The 18,002-nt window shown below is 57.4% G+C and carries 16 protein-coding genes; 12 read left to right on the plus strand and 4 right to left on the minus strand.

Annotation, left to right across the window (positions count from 1 at the left end):
* Window positions 1-154 precede the first annotated feature (154 nt).
* From groES to K4305_RS04375, 6 genes are all read left to right on the plus strand, one after another.
* Window positions 155-442 carry a co-chaperone GroES gene (gene groES, locus K4305_RS04350; protein WP_331561147.1) on the plus strand — a complete coding sequence of 96 codons (288 nt, stop codon included), beginning with the start codon at window positions 155-157 and terminating at the stop codon, window positions 440-442.
* Between the two features lie 52 nt (window positions 443-494).
* Window positions 495-2,138 carry a chaperonin GroEL gene (groL, locus tag K4305_RS04355; RefSeq protein WP_331561148.1) on the plus strand — a complete coding sequence of 548 codons (1,644 nt, stop codon included), beginning with the start codon at window positions 495-497 and terminating at the stop codon, window positions 2,136-2,138.
* A 140-nt stretch (window positions 2,139-2,278) separates the two neighbouring features.
* A complete protein-coding gene (gene queC / locus K4305_RS04360) occupies window positions 2,279-2,959 on the plus strand; it encodes a 7-cyano-7-deazaguanine synthase QueC (protein ID WP_331561149.1) in 681 nt (226 codons plus the stop codon).
* A 115-nt stretch (window positions 2,960-3,074) separates the two neighbouring features.
* Window positions 3,075-3,761: a CPBP family intramembrane glutamic endopeptidase gene (locus K4305_RS04365; protein WP_331561150.1), complete on the plus strand. Its 687-nt coding sequence runs from the start codon at window positions 3,075-3,077 to the stop codon at window positions 3,759-3,761.
* Window positions 3,762-3,778: 17 nt separating this feature from the next.
* Entirely contained in the window at window positions 3,779-4,582 is an 804-nt protein-coding gene (gene trpA, locus K4305_RS04370; RefSeq protein ID WP_331561151.1) for a tryptophan synthase subunit alpha, read from the plus strand.
* 10 nt (window positions 4,583-4,592) lie between these two features.
* Entirely contained in the window at window positions 4,593-5,633 is a 1,041-nt protein-coding gene (locus K4305_RS04375) for a glycosyltransferase family 2 protein (protein WP_331561152.1), read from the plus strand.
* On the opposite strand, the gene K4305_RS04380 is transcribed toward K4305_RS04375, so the two are convergent.
* Window positions 5,610-6,671, minus strand: coding sequence for an SDR family oxidoreductase (locus K4305_RS04380; RefSeq protein WP_331561153.1), 1,062 nt, complete (start codon window positions 6,669-6,671; stop codon window positions 5,610-5,612). The two genes, K4305_RS04375 and K4305_RS04380, sit on opposite strands and share 24 nt — an antisense overlap.
* A gap of 35 nt (window positions 6,672-6,706) precedes the next feature.
* On the minus strand, window positions 6,707-7,249 hold the full coding sequence (locus K4305_RS04385) for an SRPBCC family protein (protein WP_331561154.1): 543 nt from the start codon (window positions 7,247-7,249) through the stop codon (window positions 6,707-6,709).
* A gap of 243 nt (window positions 7,250-7,492) precedes the next feature.
* Here K4305_RS04385 and K4305_RS04390 point away from each other — a divergent pair, with 243 nt between their 5' ends.
* The gene (locus K4305_RS04390; protein WP_331561155.1) at window positions 7,493-7,624 is read left to right on the plus strand and encodes a hypothetical protein; all 132 of its coding nucleotides are present in this window, start codon (window positions 7,493-7,495) and stop codon (window positions 7,622-7,624) included.
* 77 nt (window positions 7,625-7,701) lie between these two features.
* Window positions 7,702-8,676: a calcium/sodium antiporter gene (locus K4305_RS04395; RefSeq protein WP_331561156.1), complete on the plus strand. Its 975-nt coding sequence runs from the start codon at window positions 7,702-7,704 to the stop codon at window positions 8,674-8,676.
* An 18-nt stretch (window positions 8,677-8,694) separates the two neighbouring features.
* Here K4305_RS04395 and K4305_RS04400 read toward each other — a convergent pair whose 3' ends face one another.
* Window positions 8,695-9,900 (minus strand): methionine adenosyltransferase, encoded by a 1,206-nt coding sequence (locus K4305_RS04400; protein WP_331561157.1) that lies wholly within the window; start codon window positions 9,898-9,900, stop codon window positions 8,695-8,697.
* Between the two features lie 122 nt (window positions 9,901-10,022).
* Between K4305_RS04400 and bshA the strand changes: the two genes are divergently transcribed.
* Window positions 10,023-11,156, plus strand: coding sequence for an N-acetyl-alpha-D-glucosaminyl L-malate synthase BshA (gene bshA / locus K4305_RS04405; protein WP_331561158.1), 1,134 nt, complete (start codon window positions 10,023-10,025; stop codon window positions 11,154-11,156).
* 140 nt (window positions 11,157-11,296) lie between these two features.
* Here bshA and K4305_RS04410 read toward each other — a convergent pair whose 3' ends face one another.
* A complete protein-coding gene (locus K4305_RS04410; RefSeq protein ID WP_331561160.1) occupies window positions 11,297-12,325 on the minus strand; it encodes a rod shape-determining protein in 1,029 nt (342 codons plus the stop codon).
* Window positions 12,326-12,583: 258 nt separating this feature from the next.
* Here K4305_RS04410 and hisD point away from each other — a divergent pair, with 258 nt between their 5' ends.
* The 3 genes from hisD to acnB all read left to right on the plus strand — a co-directional run bounded on the left by hisD (window position 12,584) and on the right by acnB (window position 17,801).
* The gene (gene hisD / locus K4305_RS04415) at window positions 12,584-13,870 is read left to right on the plus strand and encodes a histidinol dehydrogenase (RefSeq protein ID WP_331561162.1); all 1,287 of its coding nucleotides are present in this window, start codon (window positions 12,584-12,586) and stop codon (window positions 13,868-13,870) included.
* Window positions 13,867-14,916: a tRNA preQ1(34) S-adenosylmethionine ribosyltransferase-isomerase QueA gene (gene queA, locus K4305_RS04420; protein WP_331561163.1), complete on the plus strand. Its 1,050-nt coding sequence runs from the start codon at window positions 13,867-13,869 to the stop codon at window positions 14,914-14,916. The genes hisD and queA overlap by 4 nt, the downstream gene beginning before the upstream one ends.
* Window positions 14,917-15,233: 317 nt before the next feature.
* Entirely contained in the window at window positions 15,234-17,801 is a 2,568-nt protein-coding gene (gene acnB, locus K4305_RS04425; protein WP_331561164.1) for a bifunctional aconitate hydratase 2/2-methylisocitrate dehydratase, read from the plus strand.
* The last annotated feature ends 201 nt before the right edge of the window (window positions 17,802-18,002 follow it).

Genomic DNA, 18,002 nt, shown 5'->3' on the forward strand with positions numbered 1-18,002 from the left:
TTCATGTTAGCGAAACTGTTTGGAGAGGAAAAATTTTTTTTTATACTTAGGTGTCCTTTTAGCACTCAATCATGTCGAGTGCTAAAAGATAGCAGTGAATCTGTTGCTGCCGCAATAATCAATCGTTCTCTTAACGCAAAACCAAGATAAGACAATGAACCTGAAACCCTTAGCTGATCGGGTCATCGTGAAGCCGGCTCCGGCGGAAGAAAAAACCAAAGGCGGCCTCTTCATTCCCGATACCGGTAAAGAAAAACCGCAGTATGGCGAAGTTGTCGCCGTCGGCCCCGGCAAAGTCGCCGAGAACGGCCAGGTGCTCGACATGCAGGTCGCAGTCGGCCAGAAAGTGCTTTACGGCAAATACTCCGGCACCGAAGTCAACGTCGAGGGAGAGGATTACCTGATCATGCGCGAATCCGACATCTTTGCCATTCTTGGCTGATCCTGACAGGTAACAACAATTTATCAACCAATTCCAGAAGGAACGCTTTACCATGACCGCTAAAGATATTCTCTTTGATTCCGACGCCCGGGCGAAGCTCAAAGTCGGCGTAGACAAACTGGCCAATGCCGTGAAAGTAACCCTCGGTCCAGCCGGACGCAACGTGCTGATCGACAAAAAATTCGGCGCTCCAACCTCAACCAAGGACGGCGTGACCGTTGCCAAGGAGATCGAGCTTGTCGATCCGGTCGAGAACATGGGCGCCCAGATGGTTCGCGAAGTCGCTTCGAAAACCAGCGACGTTGCCGGTGACGGCACCACCACCGCGACCGTGCTCGCACAGGCTATCTACCGCGAAGGTCTTAAGAACGTCGCCGCAGGCGCACGTCCGATCGATCTCAAACGCGGAATCGACCGCGCCGTCAAAGAGGTCGTCGCCGAGCTCCGCTCCATCAGCCGCAGCATCTCCGGCAAGAAAGAGATCGCCCAGGTCGGCACCATCTCTGCCAACAACGACCCTGAAATCGGCGAACTCATTGCCGAAGCAATGGACAAGGTCGGCAAGGACGGCGTCATCACCGTCGAAGAAGCAAAAGGCATGGACACCGAGCTGAAAGTCGTCGAGGGCATGCAGTTCGACCGCGGTTACCTCTCTCCGTACTTCGTCACCAACCCGGAGACCATGGAAGCCGAACTCGAAGATCCGCTGATCCTCATCCACGACAAGAAGATCGGCAACATGAAGGAGCTGCTCCCGATTCTCGAAAAATCGGCACAGTCCGGCCGTCCGCTGCTCATCATCGCAGAAGACATCGAAGGCGAAGCGCTTGCTACCCTCGTGGTCAACAAACTCCGCGGTACTCTTAAAGTCTGCGCAGTAAAGGCACCTGGCTTCGGCGACCGCCGCAAGGCAATGCTCGAAGATATCGCCATTCTTACCGGCGGTACCGTCATCTCCGAAGAGAAAGGCTACAAGCTTGAAAACGCCACGCTCGCATACCTCGGTCAGGCCGGTCGCGTCAACATCGACAAGGATAACACCACCGTCGTCGAAGGCAAAGGCACCCAGGAAGACATCAAGGCCCGCATCAACGAAATCAAAGGCCAGATCGACAAATCAACCTCCGACTACGATACCGAAAAGCTGCAGGAACGTCTTGCCAAGCTTTCCGGCGGCGTCGCCGTGCTCAACATCGGCGCATCGACCGAAGTCGAAATGAAAGAGAAGAAAGCCCGCGTCGAAGATGCCCTGCACGCAACACGCGCAGCAGTCCAGGAAGGCATCGTGGTCGGCGGCGGCGTAGCCCTCATCCGTGCGATCAAGGGTCTTGCCAATGCGGTTGCAGACAACGAAGACCAGAAAACAGGTATCGACATCATCCGCCGCGCGCTCGAAGAGCCGCTCCGCCAGATCGTTGCCAACACCGGCACCACCGACGGCGCTGTCGTGCTTGAAAAAGTCAAGGAAGGCGAAGGCGACTTCGGCTTCAACGCAAGAACCGAAGAGTACGAAAACCTCGTCGAAGCAGGTGTGGTCGATCCCACCAAGGTCACCAGAAGCGCGCTCGAAAACGCCGCTTCCGTTGCCGGCATCCTGCTGACCACCGAAGCAGCCATTACCGACATCAAGGAAGACAAGCCCGATATGCCGGCAATGCCTCCCGGCGGCATGGGCGGTATGGGCGGCATGTACTGATCTCCGCGATCGGCACATAACCCTTCAAAGCCATCCCGGAGACAATCCGGGATGGCTTTTTTTATTCACTCCGGCGCGCAATGAAAACCAAAGAATTCCATACCTTACAGAAATATTTCCGAACGGAATCCGCAGTAACAATGAAAGTCGTACTCCTCGTCAGCGGAGGCATGGACAGTCTCGTGACCACGGCCATAACTGCCGCAGCCGGACTCGATCTTGCCGCCATGCATGTCAACTACGGACAACGGACATGGCAGCGTGAACTCGAATGCTTTCGCCTCATCTGCAACCATTACGGCATTGCCGAACGCCTTGAAATCGATGCCGGATACTTTGCCGCCATCGGCGGATCATCGCTGACCGATCTCTCCATGCCGGTAGGCGGCGCCGATCTGCAAGGCACCACCATTCCCGCAAGTTACGTGCCATTCCGCAATGCGGGGTTTCTCTCCATGGCCGTAAGCTGGGCGGAGGTCATCGGCGCCGAACGCATCTGCATCGGAGCGGTCGAAGAAGATTCGTCGGGTTATCCTGATTGCCGGCAGGTATTCTACGACGCCTTCAACAAGGTCGTCGAGCTTGGCACCCGGCCCGAAACCCGCATTCTCATCCAGACGCCGCTTATCGCCATGCAGAAGAGCGAAATCGTTCTCAAAGGCATGGAGCTCGACGCCCCGTTCGAATACAGCTGGTCGTGCTACAAAAGCGAAGGAAAAGCCTGCGGCCTCTGCGACAGCTGCGCCCGCCGCCTCCGCGCCTTCGAACTCACCGGCCTCCGCGACCCGATTGACTATGAAGAAAGGCCGAAGTATATTTAAGTCAGAAGCGCTGGATGGCTGGAGGGCTGGAGGGGGAGAGTACTCAGCACTCACCGGGGAGGTGTTTCGGGAGATCGCAACGTCAACCTTTTGCAGATTATAAAAATAAGAAACAATGAAACCAGTCAAAGCGATGTTCCCTGGCAGTTCTGCCCTCGATGAGCGACTGAAACTGTCGTTCGGTCTGATGATCCTGATATGGGTCACCGGGTTTGTCGGGCATTTCACCCCTTTTCAGGAATGGCCGGCACTTGTTCTTTATGTTGCCGGTGCCATCGCGCTGGTGCTCTATAGAGGAAAAACCCGCAACGAATGGAAAGACATGTACCTTGCCGGCGGTGACCTCCGAAAATCGCTCTTCTGGGGAGGTCTGGCCGGCGTCCTGCTTTTCACTATGGACATCGTGAACACCGTGATGTACTACAGGAACGGGGGAGCGCCGATGGGCGAGATGCTCAACATTCTCGTTAACCGTTACATGCTGTTTCTCTTTCCCGTGCTGGTTCTGGCCGAGGAGTTCCTCTGGCGGGGCATCATGTTCTCGGCCATGATCGAAAAAGGATTCAACCGCCATCTGACGGTCTTTCTGACGGCCATATTCTACGTCGTCAACCATTTCGCAGTCGCTCCGGTAGGCTTTTGGGAGCGGGGGCTGATGGCCATGATGGCCTTTCCCATCGGGATCCTTGGCGGGTATCTGGTGCTCAGGACCCGCAACGTATGGGGCAGCGTGCTGGTGCACATGATCACCATGATCTCCATGATCCTCGATATATACGTCATTCCGCAACTGATTTTCTGACCGTTCATATCATTGCCATGCAAGAAAATCGCATTACCTCGCTGCTCAGGCAGGACAAGAAACTCCTGCTTGCCTACTATATGCCCGAATTTCCCGTTCCCGGCGCGACGCTGCCGGTACTCGAAGCGCTCCAGGAGAACGGCGCAGATATCATCGAACTCGGCATTCCATTCTCCGATCCCGTAGGCGACGGCCCGGTCATCCAGGATGCCGCACAGGTCGCCATCCGCAACGGCGTGACCCTCAGAAACCTGCTCGAGCTTGTCCGCAAAGCCCGAGCCGGCGAAGGGTGCAGTCCGGTAACGGCCCCGATTCTGCTCATGGGTTACTGCAACCCCCTTATCGCATACGGCGGCGACTGTTTTCTGGCCGATGCCGTAGAAGCCGGCGTCGACGGCCTGCTCCTGCCCGATCTGCCTCCCGAAGAAGCGGGCGATTTTCTCGAAAGAGCCAGAAGTTTCGGTCTTACCGTGGTTTTTCTCATCTCGCCTGTAACGCCGCCTGAACGCATCGAGCTCATCGATTCGCTCTCGACCGATTTTTCCTACTGCATTGCCGTCAATGCAACCACCGGCACGGCAAAACTTGAGGGAGCCGATGCCGATGCCGCAGTCGCCGAATATCTCCAGCGGGTCAGGCGGCACGCCCGGAAGAAATTCGTCGTCGGCTTCGGCATCAGGGACAGGGCGAAGGTCGAACGGATGTGGCAGTTCGCAGACGGGGCCGTAGTGGGCACCGCCCTCTTGCAGAGCCTTGCCGGAGCTTCAAGCCCGGCCGAGGCAGCCCTTCTTGCCGCCGGGTTCTGGCGCGCCCTCCGCTGACCGTTTTTTTATGAGCGCCGCCGACTCTATTGTCTGTCCGCAGGTTGATGTCATCATTCCCCATTACCGGGCGATCGACCGGCTGGAGCGATGCCTGCAATCGCTTCGGCGCACCTCTTACCCTTCGATGACCATTATCGTCGTCGACAACGGCGGCGGTGATCCTGCACTGCGGCAGCTCATATCACGATATCCCGGCGCGCGCCTTCTCTCCCTTTCAGAAAACAGGGGATACAGCGGCGGCTGCAATGCGGGATTCAGGGCATCGACGGCCGACTTCGTTGTGTTCATGAACGACGATACCACCCACGACTTCCGCTGGCTCCGGGAGCTGGTCTCCGCTGCCGCAGAAGAACCCGGCATTGCCGCCCTGCAGCCCAAAATCCTCTCCATGCAGGAGCATCGAAAGGGGCGGAACGTGTTCGATTATGCCGGTGGGGCCGGAGGCATGCTCGACCGGCTCGGTTATCCCTGGTGCTATGGAAGAAGCTTTTTCGGCGTCGAAGAGGACAGGGGACAGTACGATACGCCACGGAACATTTTCTGGGCTTCCGGTGCCGCCATGCTGGTTCGCCGCAGCAGCTTCGAGGAGGTCGGCGGTTTCGACGACTCGTTTTTCATGCACATGGAAGAGATCGATCTCTGCTGGCGGCTGCTTCTTGCGGGCTACCGGATCCGTTCGGTTCCTTCATCGGTCGTCTGGCATGAAGGAGGCGCTTCGCTGGCCTACGGCGCTCCGGAGAAAATCTACTGCAACCATCGCAACAATCTCGTCATGCTGGCGAAGAATCTCGGCATCGCGTCGCTCGTTCCCGTTCTGTCGGCACGGCTGCTGCTCGAGCCTGCCGCGGCGCTCTTTTATCTGATGAAGGGCCGGAACGGTTTGGCCGGCTTTGCCGCAGTCTTCAGAGCGCTGCGGGATTTTTTCATCGGGCTATCCCGAACGAATGGAAGCCGACGACAGATTCAGGGGTTACGGAAACGATCGGATGGCGCCATTTTCAGGAACCAGCCCTTCAGCATCTTCTTAACCGGACGTCGGGCGTCCTGAGCGGGGAGGCGGCAGATGCCCCCTGCGGACCATGTCCCCAACCGCTTCAAGAATGCTTTCCATCACCGGCATGAAGCTCATGCCGAGATCCTGCTTGATTTTGCTGCATCCATATCGAATCGATCTGCCGATATGGGTACGGATATAGGTTCCGGTATCGCGCGGCTGCGTATAAGAAAGTGCCATCATGAGCGTTGTTCCGAAACGCCCCGTCAGGTCTGCTTTCGGCAGGGGGTAGTTGCCGTAACCGGAGCAGGCGAGCTGTTCGACAAGGGTGCGCATGTCAAGAAGTCCGGCCGAACAGAGATACCGGCCCGCTGCGTCTCTGGTTTCCATGGCAAGAATGTGCGCCCTGGCCGTATCCCTGACGTCGACGAATCCCCAGTTCAGGTCCATGATGCCGGGATAGACCCCCATCATGATATCGCGTATCATGGCGTTCGTCGTGTTTATTTCCGGACCGAGAGCGGGGCCGGTTACCATCGAAGGGTTGATGGAAACAAGGTCGAACCCCGGTTTTTCCCGCGCGACGAACTCCCATGCCGACTTTTCGGCCAGGGTTTTCGAATAGTGGTAGGGATGTCTGTGCAAGGACGAACGGGTATTCCAGTCCCGTTCGGTAAACACTTTCGTACTGTCGGGTTCATCGGTAACCGCCGCTACCGAAGAGGTCAGGACGATCCTTTTCACCCCGCCGTTCGCGCGAGCGGCCTCCATGACGCCCAGGGTTCCCTGCAGTGCGGGTTCGACAAGATCTTTTGCAGGATTCTTCACATTGATGACATAGGGGCTTGCCGTATGGATGACGTACTCGCACTCCCGGAAAGCCGGCAGGAACGACTCCTTTCTGAGCAGATCGGCCTCGACAAGTTCAAGACGCTCATCCGCTCCCGGAAGCCCAAGAAGAAAGGGGTAATGTTCCCGGTGTTTTCTCACCGTTCCTCTCACGCGGTACCCGCCGGCCAGAAGCCCGGCGACGATATGGGAAGCTATGAAACCGGATGCTCCGGTGACGCAGACTGGTTTTTCGGTAATCATGGAACTTGCTGTCTGATGCTCTTGAACCGGTCTCCTCAGGTTTTCCAGAGGGTTTCGGCCCTTTGCTTGTGGGCTTTCAATATTCCGGGAAGATCCTGTCGCTGCACGAAACTCACAAGAACCGCCGGCGCGAAAAAAGCAGGTTTGATTTCGGCTTCGTACAAAAGGATCGTGCCGTTACGTTCAGGCAGATTCTCTATAACCCATGACCCCCGATAGGTTTCGAAATCGCCGCTGACCTGCTCGAACCGGATGCGCTTGAGGTATTCTTCCTCTACCCGTAGCCTGAAAGTAACGGTTTTTTCAAAAAAAAATATTCCGGTTTTTCCCGTCTGATCGAGCAGGACGGTTGTTCCGTGACGTTCCGCCGCCCTGCTGAAGACAACTTTCGGCAAGGTAGCGCTCAGGTTGTCGTAATCGGTCAGTGCCGCCCAGACAGCTTCGGGAGGGGCTTCGATAAAAATTTTCGCGGAAACGCCGGTAGTATCGTCGGGAAGGAAAGCAAGATCGATAGCTGTCTCTCCGCGGAGCAATCGGGACAGCATTGCCGGTTCGATTCCGTCGTTTATATTTCCCATGGCTCACTTGGTGAATTATTTCGCAGGAAGTGTTCCGGCAATCGCAGAGAGCATTCGAACCTCAGGGCCGGAATCGGTTGGCCCTCCGTTATGCGCCGCTCTTTTTCGTAAAGATACGCTTTCCTCCGGTGATGACCGGAAAATCTCTCCGTTTTTAACCTTACAAGAGGGCTTTTCCGATCGAATCGCTTATTTTTTCACTGGAACCCCTTAAACACGCAACCACAGCAACAATGTTCAGCCATGAATCGCATCGTTACCCTTATGCTGCTCTCATCGCTCCTGCTTGCGGCCTCAGGCTGCAGGAGCGCTCTCGAACCTGACGCCCGTGCCACGGTTCGAGGCAATCCGGCTGAAATAACGCTTGCAGGTTAAGGATTTATTTTATAGGTCTTGAAAGGGACGCATCGAGCTTCCGGATATCTGTATAACATCATTGATTGATAATTTTTATGCTGCTTTTTCTGCTTTCCGTAGTATTCGGTCTCGCGCTGCTTGTCTGGAGCGCCGGGCGCTTTGTTGACGGTTCCGCCGCCGCCGCCAGCCATTTCAATGTGCCGCCGCTGCTCATCGGCATGGTGATCGTCGGGTTCGGAACTTCCGCTCCTGAAATGACGGTTTCGGCCATCTCCTCCCTGCAGGGCAAACCCGACATTGCGCTCGGCAACGTCTTCGGATCGAACATCACCAACATCGCGCTCATTCTCGGCCTGACGGCCATGCTCAGCCCGATTGCCGTGCAATCCGGCGTGCTGCGCAAGGAACTTCCCGTTCTGACCCTCATGACGGCCATTGCGGCATTCCTCATGTACGACGGCATGCTCGGCAGGACGGATGCCCTCATTCTGCTGCTGCTTTTCGCTCTGCTGATGGGCTGGTCGGTCTGGGAAGGCATCCGGAAGCCGGGCGATGAGTTCGGCGCCGAAATGCAGGAGGAGCTTCAGCAGCACAAGATGCCGCTCGGCAAGGCTCTCATGCTTGTTGCCGCAGGCCTGCTGCTGCTGCTGGTCAGTTCGCGCATGCTGGTCTGGGGAGCGGTCGGCATCGCTGCGGCGCTCGGCGTCAGCGATATCGTCATCGGCCTGACCGTGGTGGCCGTCGGCACCTCGCTGCCCGAGCTCGCCTCGTCGCTTGTTGCCGTCCGCAAGGGCGAGCACGACATCGCGCTCGGCAATGTGATAGGTTCGAACCTCTTCAATATCCTTGCCGTAACCGGTATCGCAGGCGTGATTTATCCGGCGGCCATCGACCAGACGGTTTTTTCGCGCGACATCGTCATCATGCTCATGCTGACCCTTTCACTGTTCATCATCGGCTACGGTTTCCGCGGAGAGGGTACCGGCAGGATCAACCGTATCGAAGGCACAGCCCTGCTCGCCTCGTATATCGCCTATACCGCCTGGCTTGTGCTGACCAGCTTCAGTTGACTCAACCCGGTTTGACAGTCAGCAGACCGAAAAGCATCCGCGAGCGAGCTGTCCGACAAAGGCTTTCATATCGTTCAGTTCGCTCTCGATTATTGCCGAGGCTGCCCGCCCGATCGGCGCGAAAGCCCTGCCTGGTTCAGGCCTGATCCGGGCAGATGCCACAAATGGCCGGTCGATGGGGCTGCCGATACGGCTGCAAAAAAAAACCGTCACCTCCTTTACCCCCGCCACTTCGGAATAAATCCGCTCCGCCGTCTTCCGCGCAAGCACATTGTAGATTTTTCCCACGTGGCTCACGGGATTCTTGCCCGCAGCGGCTTCGAGGCTCGAGGGCCTGCCGAAAGCGATCAGGCCGTTGACCCTGTTGCCGCGTCCCACCTCGCCGCCGTCCGCTCCTTCCGCCGACGTGCCAAGCACCGTCAGGTAGATGCCGCCTTCGCCACGCTCGGGATCATCGAGCGTATTGATCCTTGGATCGATGGCATCGAAAGCATGGGCGCCGTTTCGAAGCCAGTCTCCGAGATGCGCCTGTACGGCCTGTTTTTTTCTGAAGTAATCTGCAGCATCGGCGATAAACCGGTCGACGAACGCCATCGCGACAGTCAGGTCGAGGTTTCGTCCGTTTCGGAACCCCATGATCTTGATATCCTCTCCCGTTTCGGGAAAGAGCCGCTTGAAGTCGGGGGAGTTCAGGTACCGTTCGGTCTCCAGCACGATCCTCTCGGTATCGCTCATCGGGGCATAGCCCACGCCGGCCGACGTATCGTTGGCGCCGGGCACCGGGCGGGCGAACAGGTCGGAGAGTTCTGCCGAACCCGGTCTGATTTCATGCTGGAACACCACATGCCGCTCAGGATCGACAAAACGCAGATTGTTTCGGATCCATGTTTTTGCCGCCCTTTCGACAATATCGTAAACCGGCAGGGGAGAGCCGTTCCAGCTCAGGGTCGCCCTGTCGCCAGTTATGATGCGCATCGGCTCGATAACCTCGCCTCCTCCCGGTTTCGGAGAAGTCGTGCCTGCCACAAGGAGTCCCTTATCGAGGTTGTGATGCAGCACGCGGCCGAACCGTTCGATATAGGCAGCAGAAAGCGCAAGGCCTGCCTCCTCCATGACGGAGTCGCAGATGGTGTCGGGGTGTCCTTTTCCCTTGCGCTCCACCAGCTCGGTCTGCAGTTCCGCAACCGAAGGGCACAGTGACTTTTCGATGGTGATATGCATCATGGCGGAAGCTCCTTTAGTAACCGAAACCGCCTCAGGAACCCATTTCGTTCAGGCCGGTTTCCCTTCGTCGCGGGCTCTTCCTCCTTTTATTGGTATATTGTCTCCAAAAAAACGCACTACCCATGAAAATCGGTATATCCTGTCATCATACCTACGGAGGCAGCGGGGCCATTGCGGCAGAGCTGGGCAAGGCGCTTGCGTCGCGGGGCCATATCGTGCATTTCTTCAGCCAGGCGGCACCCTTCAGGCTGGGAGCCTTTTCCGGAAACATTTTCTGCCACGAGGTCGAAGTGATGCACTACCCGCTCTTCGATTGTCCTTTTTACTCCCTTGCCCTCGCCTCGAAAATCGCGGAGGTTGCCTGGTACGAGCGTCTCGACGTGGTGCACGCCCACTACGCCATTCCGCATGCGCTCAGCGCCATGCTCGCAAGGCAGATGCTCGAGGATAAATGCTCCGAAAGACGGTGTTTCCGCATAGCCACCACGCTCCACGGCACCGATATCACCGTTGTAGGCGCCGACCGGGGCATGCAGGATGTCGTGCGGCTGGCCATCAACAAGTCGGACGGCGTAACGGCCGTATCGGGCTACCTCCGCGACGAAACCCGCAGGATGTTCAGCCCGAAAAAAGATATTTCGGTCATTCCGAATTTTGTCGATACCTCGATTTTCTACCGGAAGCCCGATCCGGAGCTCCGCAGCAATCTCGGCCTCGGCGGCGGGAAAATCGTCATTCACATATCGAATTTCAGACCGGTAAAATGCATCGGCGATATCGTGCAGGTCTTTCATGCGCTCACCACACAGACCGACGTCACCATGCTTTTCGTCGGCGACGGTCCCGAGCGAAGCGGCGCGGAAATCCGCGTGCGCGAACTCGGCATTGCCGACCGGGTTCGATTTCTCGGCAAGATCGACGACATCGTTCCGCTGCTCTCCATCTCTGACCTCATGCTTATGCCGAGCAACACCGAATCGTTCGGCCTTGCAGCCCTCGAAGCGATGGCCTGCGGCGTGCCCGTCGTCGCTACCGATGCGGGCGGTTTTCCCGAGTTCATCGAATCCGGCCTGCACGGCTATCTGCTTCCGCCCGGAGACATTGCGGCAATGACAGAAAAGGCCCTTCTGCTCCTTACCGACGAACTCCTGCACAACCGCTTTGCCGAGGCTTCCGTGCGGCAGGCCGGAGGGTTCGAAACCGCCCGGCTTGTCGAGCAGTACGAAGCCTTCTATTCAGGTCTGCTTGAAGGTTGAAGGGTTGAAGAGAGAAGGAAAGCGAGGAACAGGTCTGCCAGGGGCTGATGAGCCGATACGGAGCCACGCTATCGTGATGGGGCCGGAGTCCGTCTGACAAGCCTGGAATACCGGGCTTGTCAGACACTCAGGTTTTTCGATCAGTAGCGTTTTGTCGAGAGCAGCACGCTGCGGTATTTTTCAAGATTTTCGAGCACCTCTCCGGTACCTCGTGCCACGGCAGTCAGCGGCTCCTCGCTGATATGCACCGCAAGCTTCGTCTCCTCGTTGATTTTTTTATCGAGACCCTTGATAAGGGCTCCGCCTCCGGCCAGAAAGAGGCCGCGGTCGAGAATATCGGCCGAAAGCTCCGGTTTGGTGACTTCGAGACTTTTCTTGATCGAGGTGATGATCTGGCTGATCGGCGTGGCGATAGCCTCCCTGATGGTAGGGGAGTTTATTTCCCGCTCCTCGGGCAAAGCGGTCACGAGGTTCCTGCCCCGAACATTCATGGTCAGCTCCTTGTCGAGCTTGTAAGCCGAGGCGATCTTGATCTTTACATCCTCCGCCGTACGTTCGCCGATCGCGAGGTTGTAGGCTTTTCTGAAATGACGTACGATCGAGTTGGTAATATCGGTACCGGCGACGCGCAGCGATTCACCCGAAGCGATACCGCCGAGCGATATGACCGCGATTTCCGTCGTGCCGCCGCCGATATCGACGATCATGTTGCCCATCGGCTCCTTCACGTCGATGCCGATGCCGATGGCAGCCGCCATAGGTTCGGCCACAAGGTAGACCTCCTTGGCTCCGACATGCTCCGCCGAATCGCGCACGGCACGTTTTTCAACCTCCGTAATGCCGGAAGGGATGCCGATGACCATTCTTCGGATACCGAAGGAGAACTGGGATTTCGTTTTATTGATGAGGCCTTTGATAAGTTCTTCGGTGGCTTCGTAATCGGCGATGACGCCGTTTGCCAGAGGTCTTATGGTAATGATGCCGGGATGGGTCTTTTCATGCATCAGGAGAGCATCGAGGCCGATAGCGACAACTTTACCCGTATTGCGCTCGCGAGCGACGATCGAGGGTTCGTTAAGTACCAGGCCTTTGTCGCGAATATAAATCAGGGTATTGGCCGTACCGAGATCGATGGCAATATCCCGGAACAGGCTGCTGAAAAAGCTCATGTTTGACAGTGGATCTAAATGTGGTGCATAGCGGCTTGGAAAGGCGGCTGTTCAGGCTATATTCCAAGGTTTCATCTCAAGCCTAAAAGTACTCATTGGAACTTTTTTTTCAAATGAAAACGTCCGTTCCACGGGACTTTTTTCGCCCATTGCATCCTTTCGGACGATGCTTCCGGTTTTTTTTCCCGAAACGGCGCGATTCACTACATTAAACGACGCAGAAAAAGGTTTATTCCGAACCAAACGCATGACAAAACAGTGTTGAACATCTACCGATACGCCACCGACGGCGAAGCCCTCCGGAGGAAGCTCGAACGAAGCATCGATTTCGAACCTCCGGTCGAAAAGGCCGTTCATGACATACTCCATGCGGTCAGGACCGCCGGCGACCGGGCCGTCCTCGACTTTACCGAACAGTTTCAGGGCGTGCGACTGAAGGATTTCATGGTTTCGCCCGAAGAAATCCGCGAGGCATATGAGCGTGCCGATCCGGCATTCATCGCCGTGCTCGAAGAGGCCTACCGGAACATCACCGCGTTTCACCGGCACGAGGTTGAAAAAAGCTTTTTCTACGAAGAGGAGGGAGGCGTCATTCTCGGTCAGCGCGTAACCCCCATGGACCGGGCCATGCTCTACGTGCCCGGCGGAAAAGCCGCCTACCCTTCGTCCCTGCTCATGAACGCGGCTCCCGCCGTCGTTGCCGGCGTTCGCGAGATATTCCTGACCACGCCCTGCGACAGCGAAGGCAACGTGAGCGGCCATATTCTCGCCGCCGCCGCCGTTGCCGGCATAGACCGGGTATACAAGCTCGGCGGAGCGCAGGCCGTTGCGGCTTTCGCCTACGGCACGGAAAGCATACCCAGGGTTGATATCGTCACCGGGCCCGGCAACAAATACGTGGCGCTCGCCAAAAAGCAGGTATTCGGCCACGTAGCGATCGACAGCATCGCAGGCCCCTCCGAAGTGGTCGTCATCGCCGACGAGTCGGCCAATCCCGATTTTATCGTGCTCGACATGTTCGCTCAGGCCGAACACGACCCCGACGCATCCGCGGTGCTCATCACCCCTTCCGAACAGCTCGCGCAGGCGGTAAGGGAAGCCGCCCTGATCCACATCGACGGTATGATCCGCAAGGATGTCATCGCCGCGGCGCTCGAAAGCAACGGCGCCATCGTCATCACCGGTTCCATCGAAGAGGCCTGCCGGGTATCCGACTCGATCGCTCCCGAACACCTCGAACTGCACGTGAGCGACCCCTGGCAGCTGCTTGCCTCCATCCGTCACGCAGGTGCCGTCTTCATGGGGCGCTACTCCTGCGAAACCGTCGGCGACTACTTTGCCGGCCCGAACCACACGCTGCCGACGAACGGCACCGCCCGGTTCTTCTCGCCGCTTTCGGTACGCGACTTCATCAAGCACACCTCGATCATCTCCTATTCGAAACAAAAGCTGCTCTCATGCGGCGAAAAAATAGCATCCTTCGCCGACCACGAGGGGCTGCAGGCGCATGCCGAAGCTGTAAGGGAGAGGCTCCGGCATCCATGAACGTCAGCGACTACGATTACGAGCTTCCGGAGGGGGCGATCGCCCGCTACCCTCCGGCTGAACGCGGATCGACAAGGCTTCTCGTGCTCGATACCCGGAGCGGGACCATTCTGCACAACCGCTATGCCGGCCTTTCGGCATTTCTCCGCGAAGGCGACCTGCTTCTGCTCAACGACAGCCGCGTGGTCAGGGCAAGAATGTACGCCTCGAAACAGGGCGGAGGATCGGTCGAACTGATGCTGCTTGAAAAACACGGCGAGGCACAAGACCTCGTTCTCTACCGGGGGCGACTGAAAAAAGGCAGCCGGCTCACAGCCCACGGCCACCAACTGCTCGTCGAAGAGCTGTCCGGCGAGGGCGTAGCCCGCATTTCCCTGCCAGACGGCGGCCAGTTGCGGCAGCTTTTCGAGCAATATGCCGCAGTGCCCATTCCCCCCTACCTCAAGCGGGAAGCCGAGGAGATCGACGCCGAGCGCTACCAGACGGTTTTCGCCCGCAATCCCGGTTCCGTTGCGGCACCCACCGCATCGCTCAACATGACCGGAGCCCTCTTGAACGAACTCTCAGCCAAAGGCGTCGGAATAGCTTCGCTCACCCTGCATGTGGGGCTCGGCACCTTTCTTCCCATTCGTGCGGAACGCTTCGAACAGCACGTCATGCACCGGGAATACTATGAGATACCGCCCGGGACCATTGCGGCAATCCGTCGCGCGAAAGCCGCAGGAGGCAGGGTGGTAGCCGTAGGCACCACCGTAACCCGCACCCTGGAACACGCGGCCTCCCTTCCGGGATGGCTCGACTCCGGAGCGGCAATGAGCGGAGAAGCCGATATCTTCATCTACCCCGGATACCGTTTTCGGGTTATCGATCTGCTCCTTACCAATTTCCATGCGCCGCGCTCCACGGTGCTCATGCTCACCGCCGCTTTAGCCGGCAGGGAACTCCTCATGCAGGCATACGGCGAAGCTGTCGAACGGAACTACCGGTTTCTCAGTTACGGCGACAGCATGCTCTTGGGGCCGGGCATCCTCTCCGACGCCACCTGAACTCCATACCGGCTGAACCGGCCCGGCGCCATTTCGTCGAATCAGTGAACATCGGTATTCCATCGAAGCATTGTTCCGGATTATGACTGCCCTGACGAACAGAATCGGGTTCTCCGGTGAAGCCGGTTTCCTGAAATAGTTCGGCAAATGTCCCGTACTCGCTTAAGAAAGTGCGGTCAGTGCTTTTTCTGGTGTTTTCCGAACGTTTTGTTTTAAAAAAAAGGAGTGCTATTATAATGTTTTTGCCTTTTCGGAAAGGCAGAACGTTTTTTCCCTTCCATACACAACCGTTTCAACAAAATTTCCTGGAGAACCCAATGAGTCTTGTCACCCAATACCGTGCGCACACCGAAGAGAGAGCCCAGCAGGGCATCCCGCCCCTGCCGCTGACGGCCGATCAGGCCCGGGAGCTGATCCTCCTTCTTCAGCAGCAGTCCGAGGAGAAAGAGTACCTGCTCAAACTGTTCTGCGAACATATCAGTCCGGGCGTGGACGATGCCGCATTCGAGAAGGCCGCATTTCTCGACGCCGTCATCAAGGGAGAATCGGCATGTGACGTCATCACTCCGGTTGAAGCCGTAAGGATTCTCGGCACCATGCTCGGCGGCTACAACGTCAAGCCGCTCGTCGATGCCCTCGGCCACGCCGACAGCGCCGTAGCAGCCGAAGCCGCCTTGATGCTCAGGAACGTTCTGCTTGTCTACGATTCATTCGATGTCGTTGCCGAACTCGCCGCAACCAACGCCTTCGCAAAAGAGGTGCTGCAGTCCTGGGCAGACGCCGAATGGTTCACCACGCGGCCGGCACTTCCCGAAAAAATGACCCTCACGGTCTTCAAGGTACCCGGCGAAACCAACACCGACGACCTCTCGCCGGCCAGCGAAGCATTCACCCGCAGCGATATTCCGCTGCATGCGCTCTGCATGCTCGGTTCCAAAATGGACGACCCGATCGGCACCATCGCCCGACTCAAGGAAAAAGGTCACCCGCTCGCCTACGTCGGCGACGTCGTCGGTACCGGTTCAAGCAGAAAATCCGGCATCAACTCGGTGCAGTGGCACCTCGGCGAAGACATTCCGGCCGTGCCGAACAAGCGCACAGCCGGCGTTGTCATCGGAGGCATCGTCGCTCCCATTTTCTTCAACACCGCCGAAGACTCCGGGGCGCTGCCGATCCAGGCGGACGTCAACGCTATGGAGATGGGCGACGTCATCGATCTCTATCCCTACGAAGGCAGGATCGAGAAAAACGGCCAGATCATATCCCGTTTCGACCTCGCGCCCAACACCCTCGCCGATGAAATGCGGGCAGGCGGCCGTATTCCGCTCATCATCGGCAGGACTCTTACCGCCAGGGCCCGCAAAGTCCTCGGACTCGGAGAAACCGATATCTTCACCCTTCCGGAACAGCCAGCCGACAGCGGCAAAGGCTACACCCTTGCCCAGAAAATGATCGGCAAGGCCTGCGGCCTTCCCGGCGTGCGGCCAGGCATGTATGTGGAGCCCGAAACGCTGACCGTCGGTTCGCAGGATACCACCGGCGCCATGACCCGCGACGAAATCAAGGAGCTTGCCGCGCTGAGCTTCAGCGCAGATCTCTTCATGCAGAGTTTCTGCCATACCGCGGCCTATCCCAAACCTTCCGACATCAAGCTGCACCGCAGTCTGCCGTACTTCATCATGAGCCGCGGCGGCGTCGCTCTCCGTCCCGGCGACGGCGTCATCCACACCTGGCTGAACCGCATGGTGCTTCCCGATACCCTCGGCACAGGAGGCGACTCGCACACCCGTTTCCCGATCGGCATATCCTTCCCGGGCGGATCGGGGCTCGTGGCATTTGCCGGCGTCACCGGCACCATGCCGCTCAACGTGCCCGAATCCGTGCTGGTGCGCTTCAAGGGCGAACTCCAGGAAGGCATCACCCTTCGCGATCTCGTCAACGCCATTCCCTACGTCGCCATAAAACAGGGCCTTCTTACCGTCGAGAAAAAAGGCAAAAAGAATATTTTCGCCGGTCGTATTCTCGAAATCGAAGGGCTGCCGCAACTGAAAGTCGAACAGGCCTTCGAACTCAGCGACGCATCTGCCGAGCGCAGCGCTGCGGCATGTACCGTACGACTCGACAAAGAGCCGGTCATCGAATACCTCAGCTCGAACGTCACGCTGCTCGAACAGATGATCGAAGAGGGATACGGCGACCCCGAGACCCTTCGCCGCAGAATCGGCAAGATGCGGGAGTGGCTGTCGAACCCTGTGCTGCTTCAGCCCGACGCGGACGCAGAATACGCCGCAGTCATCGAGATCGACCTGAACACGATCAAGGAACCGGTGCTTGCATGTCCGAACGATCCCGACGACGTCATGACCCTCAGCGAAGTGCTGCTCGACGAAAGCCGGCCGAAACAGATCGACGAAGTCTTTGTCGGCAGCTGCATGACCAATATAGGTCATTTCCGCGCGCTTGGCGAAGTGCTGCGCAACAAGGGCGTCGCATCCGCAAGGCTCTGGATAGTGCCTCCCACGAAGATGGATATGAACAAGCTCATCGAAGAGGGCTACTACTCGGTATTCGGGGCTGCAGGAGCGAGAATGGAAATTCCGGGATGTTCGCTCTGCATGGGCAACCAGGCGCGTGTGGCAGACAACGCGGTTGTCTTCTCGACCAGCACGAGAAACTTCGATAACCGCATGGGCAAAGGGGCCCAGGTCTATCTCGGATCCGCTGAACTCGCAGCCGTAGCCGCACTGCTCGGACACCTGCCTGACAAGGACGAGTACCTTGAAGTGGTGCGTAAACAGCTTTCCGGCGGCAAAGAACAGGAAATCTACCGTTATCTCAACTTCCACCAGCTTGGAAAGGAGGAGCTGCAGGTACTCGTCGACTGAAAAAATATTCTGGTTGAATATGGAAATATTTTGCATATTCAGCCATGCAGTGGGCTTTTGAAAAGTCGCTGTTTTTTTTTAATATTGGAAAGCTGAAGAAGCTGTTAATTATCAAAACAACAAAAACAACAATCGAGCAATGAAAAAACTTTTCATTTTCCTCTTTCTCCTGAGCTCAGTATCCTTCGTAGGCTGTGCTAA

The sequence above is a fragment of the Chlorobium sp. genome, from assembly GCF_036528655.1.
In the GTDB taxonomy this organism is placed as follows: domain Bacteria; phylum Bacteroidota; class Chlorobiia; order Chlorobiales; family Chlorobiaceae; genus Chlorobium.

What these genes read in the sequence shown, in the direction of transcription:
- bshA (WP_331561158.1), top strand. Translation starts at nt 10,023, where the DNA reads ATGAAAATCGGTATATCCTGTCATCATACCTACGGAGGCAGCGGGGCC.
- K4305_RS04380 (WP_331561153.1), bottom strand. Translation starts at nt 6,671, where the DNA reads ATGATTACCGAAAAACCAGTCTGCGTCACCGGAGCATCCGGTTTCATA.
- queA (WP_331561163.1), top strand. Translation starts at nt 13,867, where the DNA reads ATGAACGTCAGCGACTACGATTACGAGCTTCCGGAGGGGGCGATCGCC.
- groES (WP_331561147.1), top strand. Translation starts at nt 155, where the DNA reads ATGAACCTGAAACCCTTAGCTGATCGGGTCATCGTGAAGCCGGCTCCG.
- queC (WP_331561149.1), top strand. Translation starts at nt 2,279, where the DNA reads ATGAAAGTCGTACTCCTCGTCAGCGGAGGCATGGACAGTCTCGTGACC.
- K4305_RS04375 (WP_331561152.1), top strand. Translation starts at nt 4,593, where the DNA reads ATGAGCGCCGCCGACTCTATTGTCTGTCCGCAGGTTGATGTCATCATT.
- groL (WP_331561148.1), top strand. Translation starts at nt 495, where the DNA reads ATGACCGCTAAAGATATTCTCTTTGATTCCGACGCCCGGGCGAAGCTC.
- K4305_RS04400 (WP_331561157.1), bottom strand. Translation starts at nt 9,900, where the DNA reads ATGATGCATATCACCATCGAAAAGTCACTGTGCCCTTCGGTTGCGGAA.
- K4305_RS04365 (WP_331561150.1), top strand. Translation starts at nt 3,075, where the DNA reads ATGAAACCAGTCAAAGCGATGTTCCCTGGCAGTTCTGCCCTCGATGAG.
- K4305_RS04410 (WP_331561160.1), bottom strand. Translation starts at nt 12,325, where the DNA reads ATGAGCTTTTTCAGCAGCCTGTTCCGGGATATTGCCATCGATCTCGGT.
- acnB (WP_331561164.1), top strand. Translation starts at nt 15,234, where the DNA reads ATGAGTCTTGTCACCCAATACCGTGCGCACACCGAAGAGAGAGCCCAG.
- K4305_RS04395 (WP_331561156.1), top strand. Translation starts at nt 7,702, where the DNA reads ATGCTGCTTTTTCTGCTTTCCGTAGTATTCGGTCTCGCGCTGCTTGTC.
- trpA (WP_331561151.1), top strand. Translation starts at nt 3,779, where the DNA reads ATGCAAGAAAATCGCATTACCTCGCTGCTCAGGCAGGACAAGAAACTC.
- K4305_RS04390 (WP_331561155.1), top strand. Translation starts at nt 7,493, where the DNA reads ATGAATCGCATCGTTACCCTTATGCTGCTCTCATCGCTCCTGCTTGCG.
- K4305_RS04385 (WP_331561154.1), bottom strand. Translation starts at nt 7,249, where the DNA reads ATGGGAAATATAAACGACGGAATCGAACCGGCAATGCTGTCCCGATTG.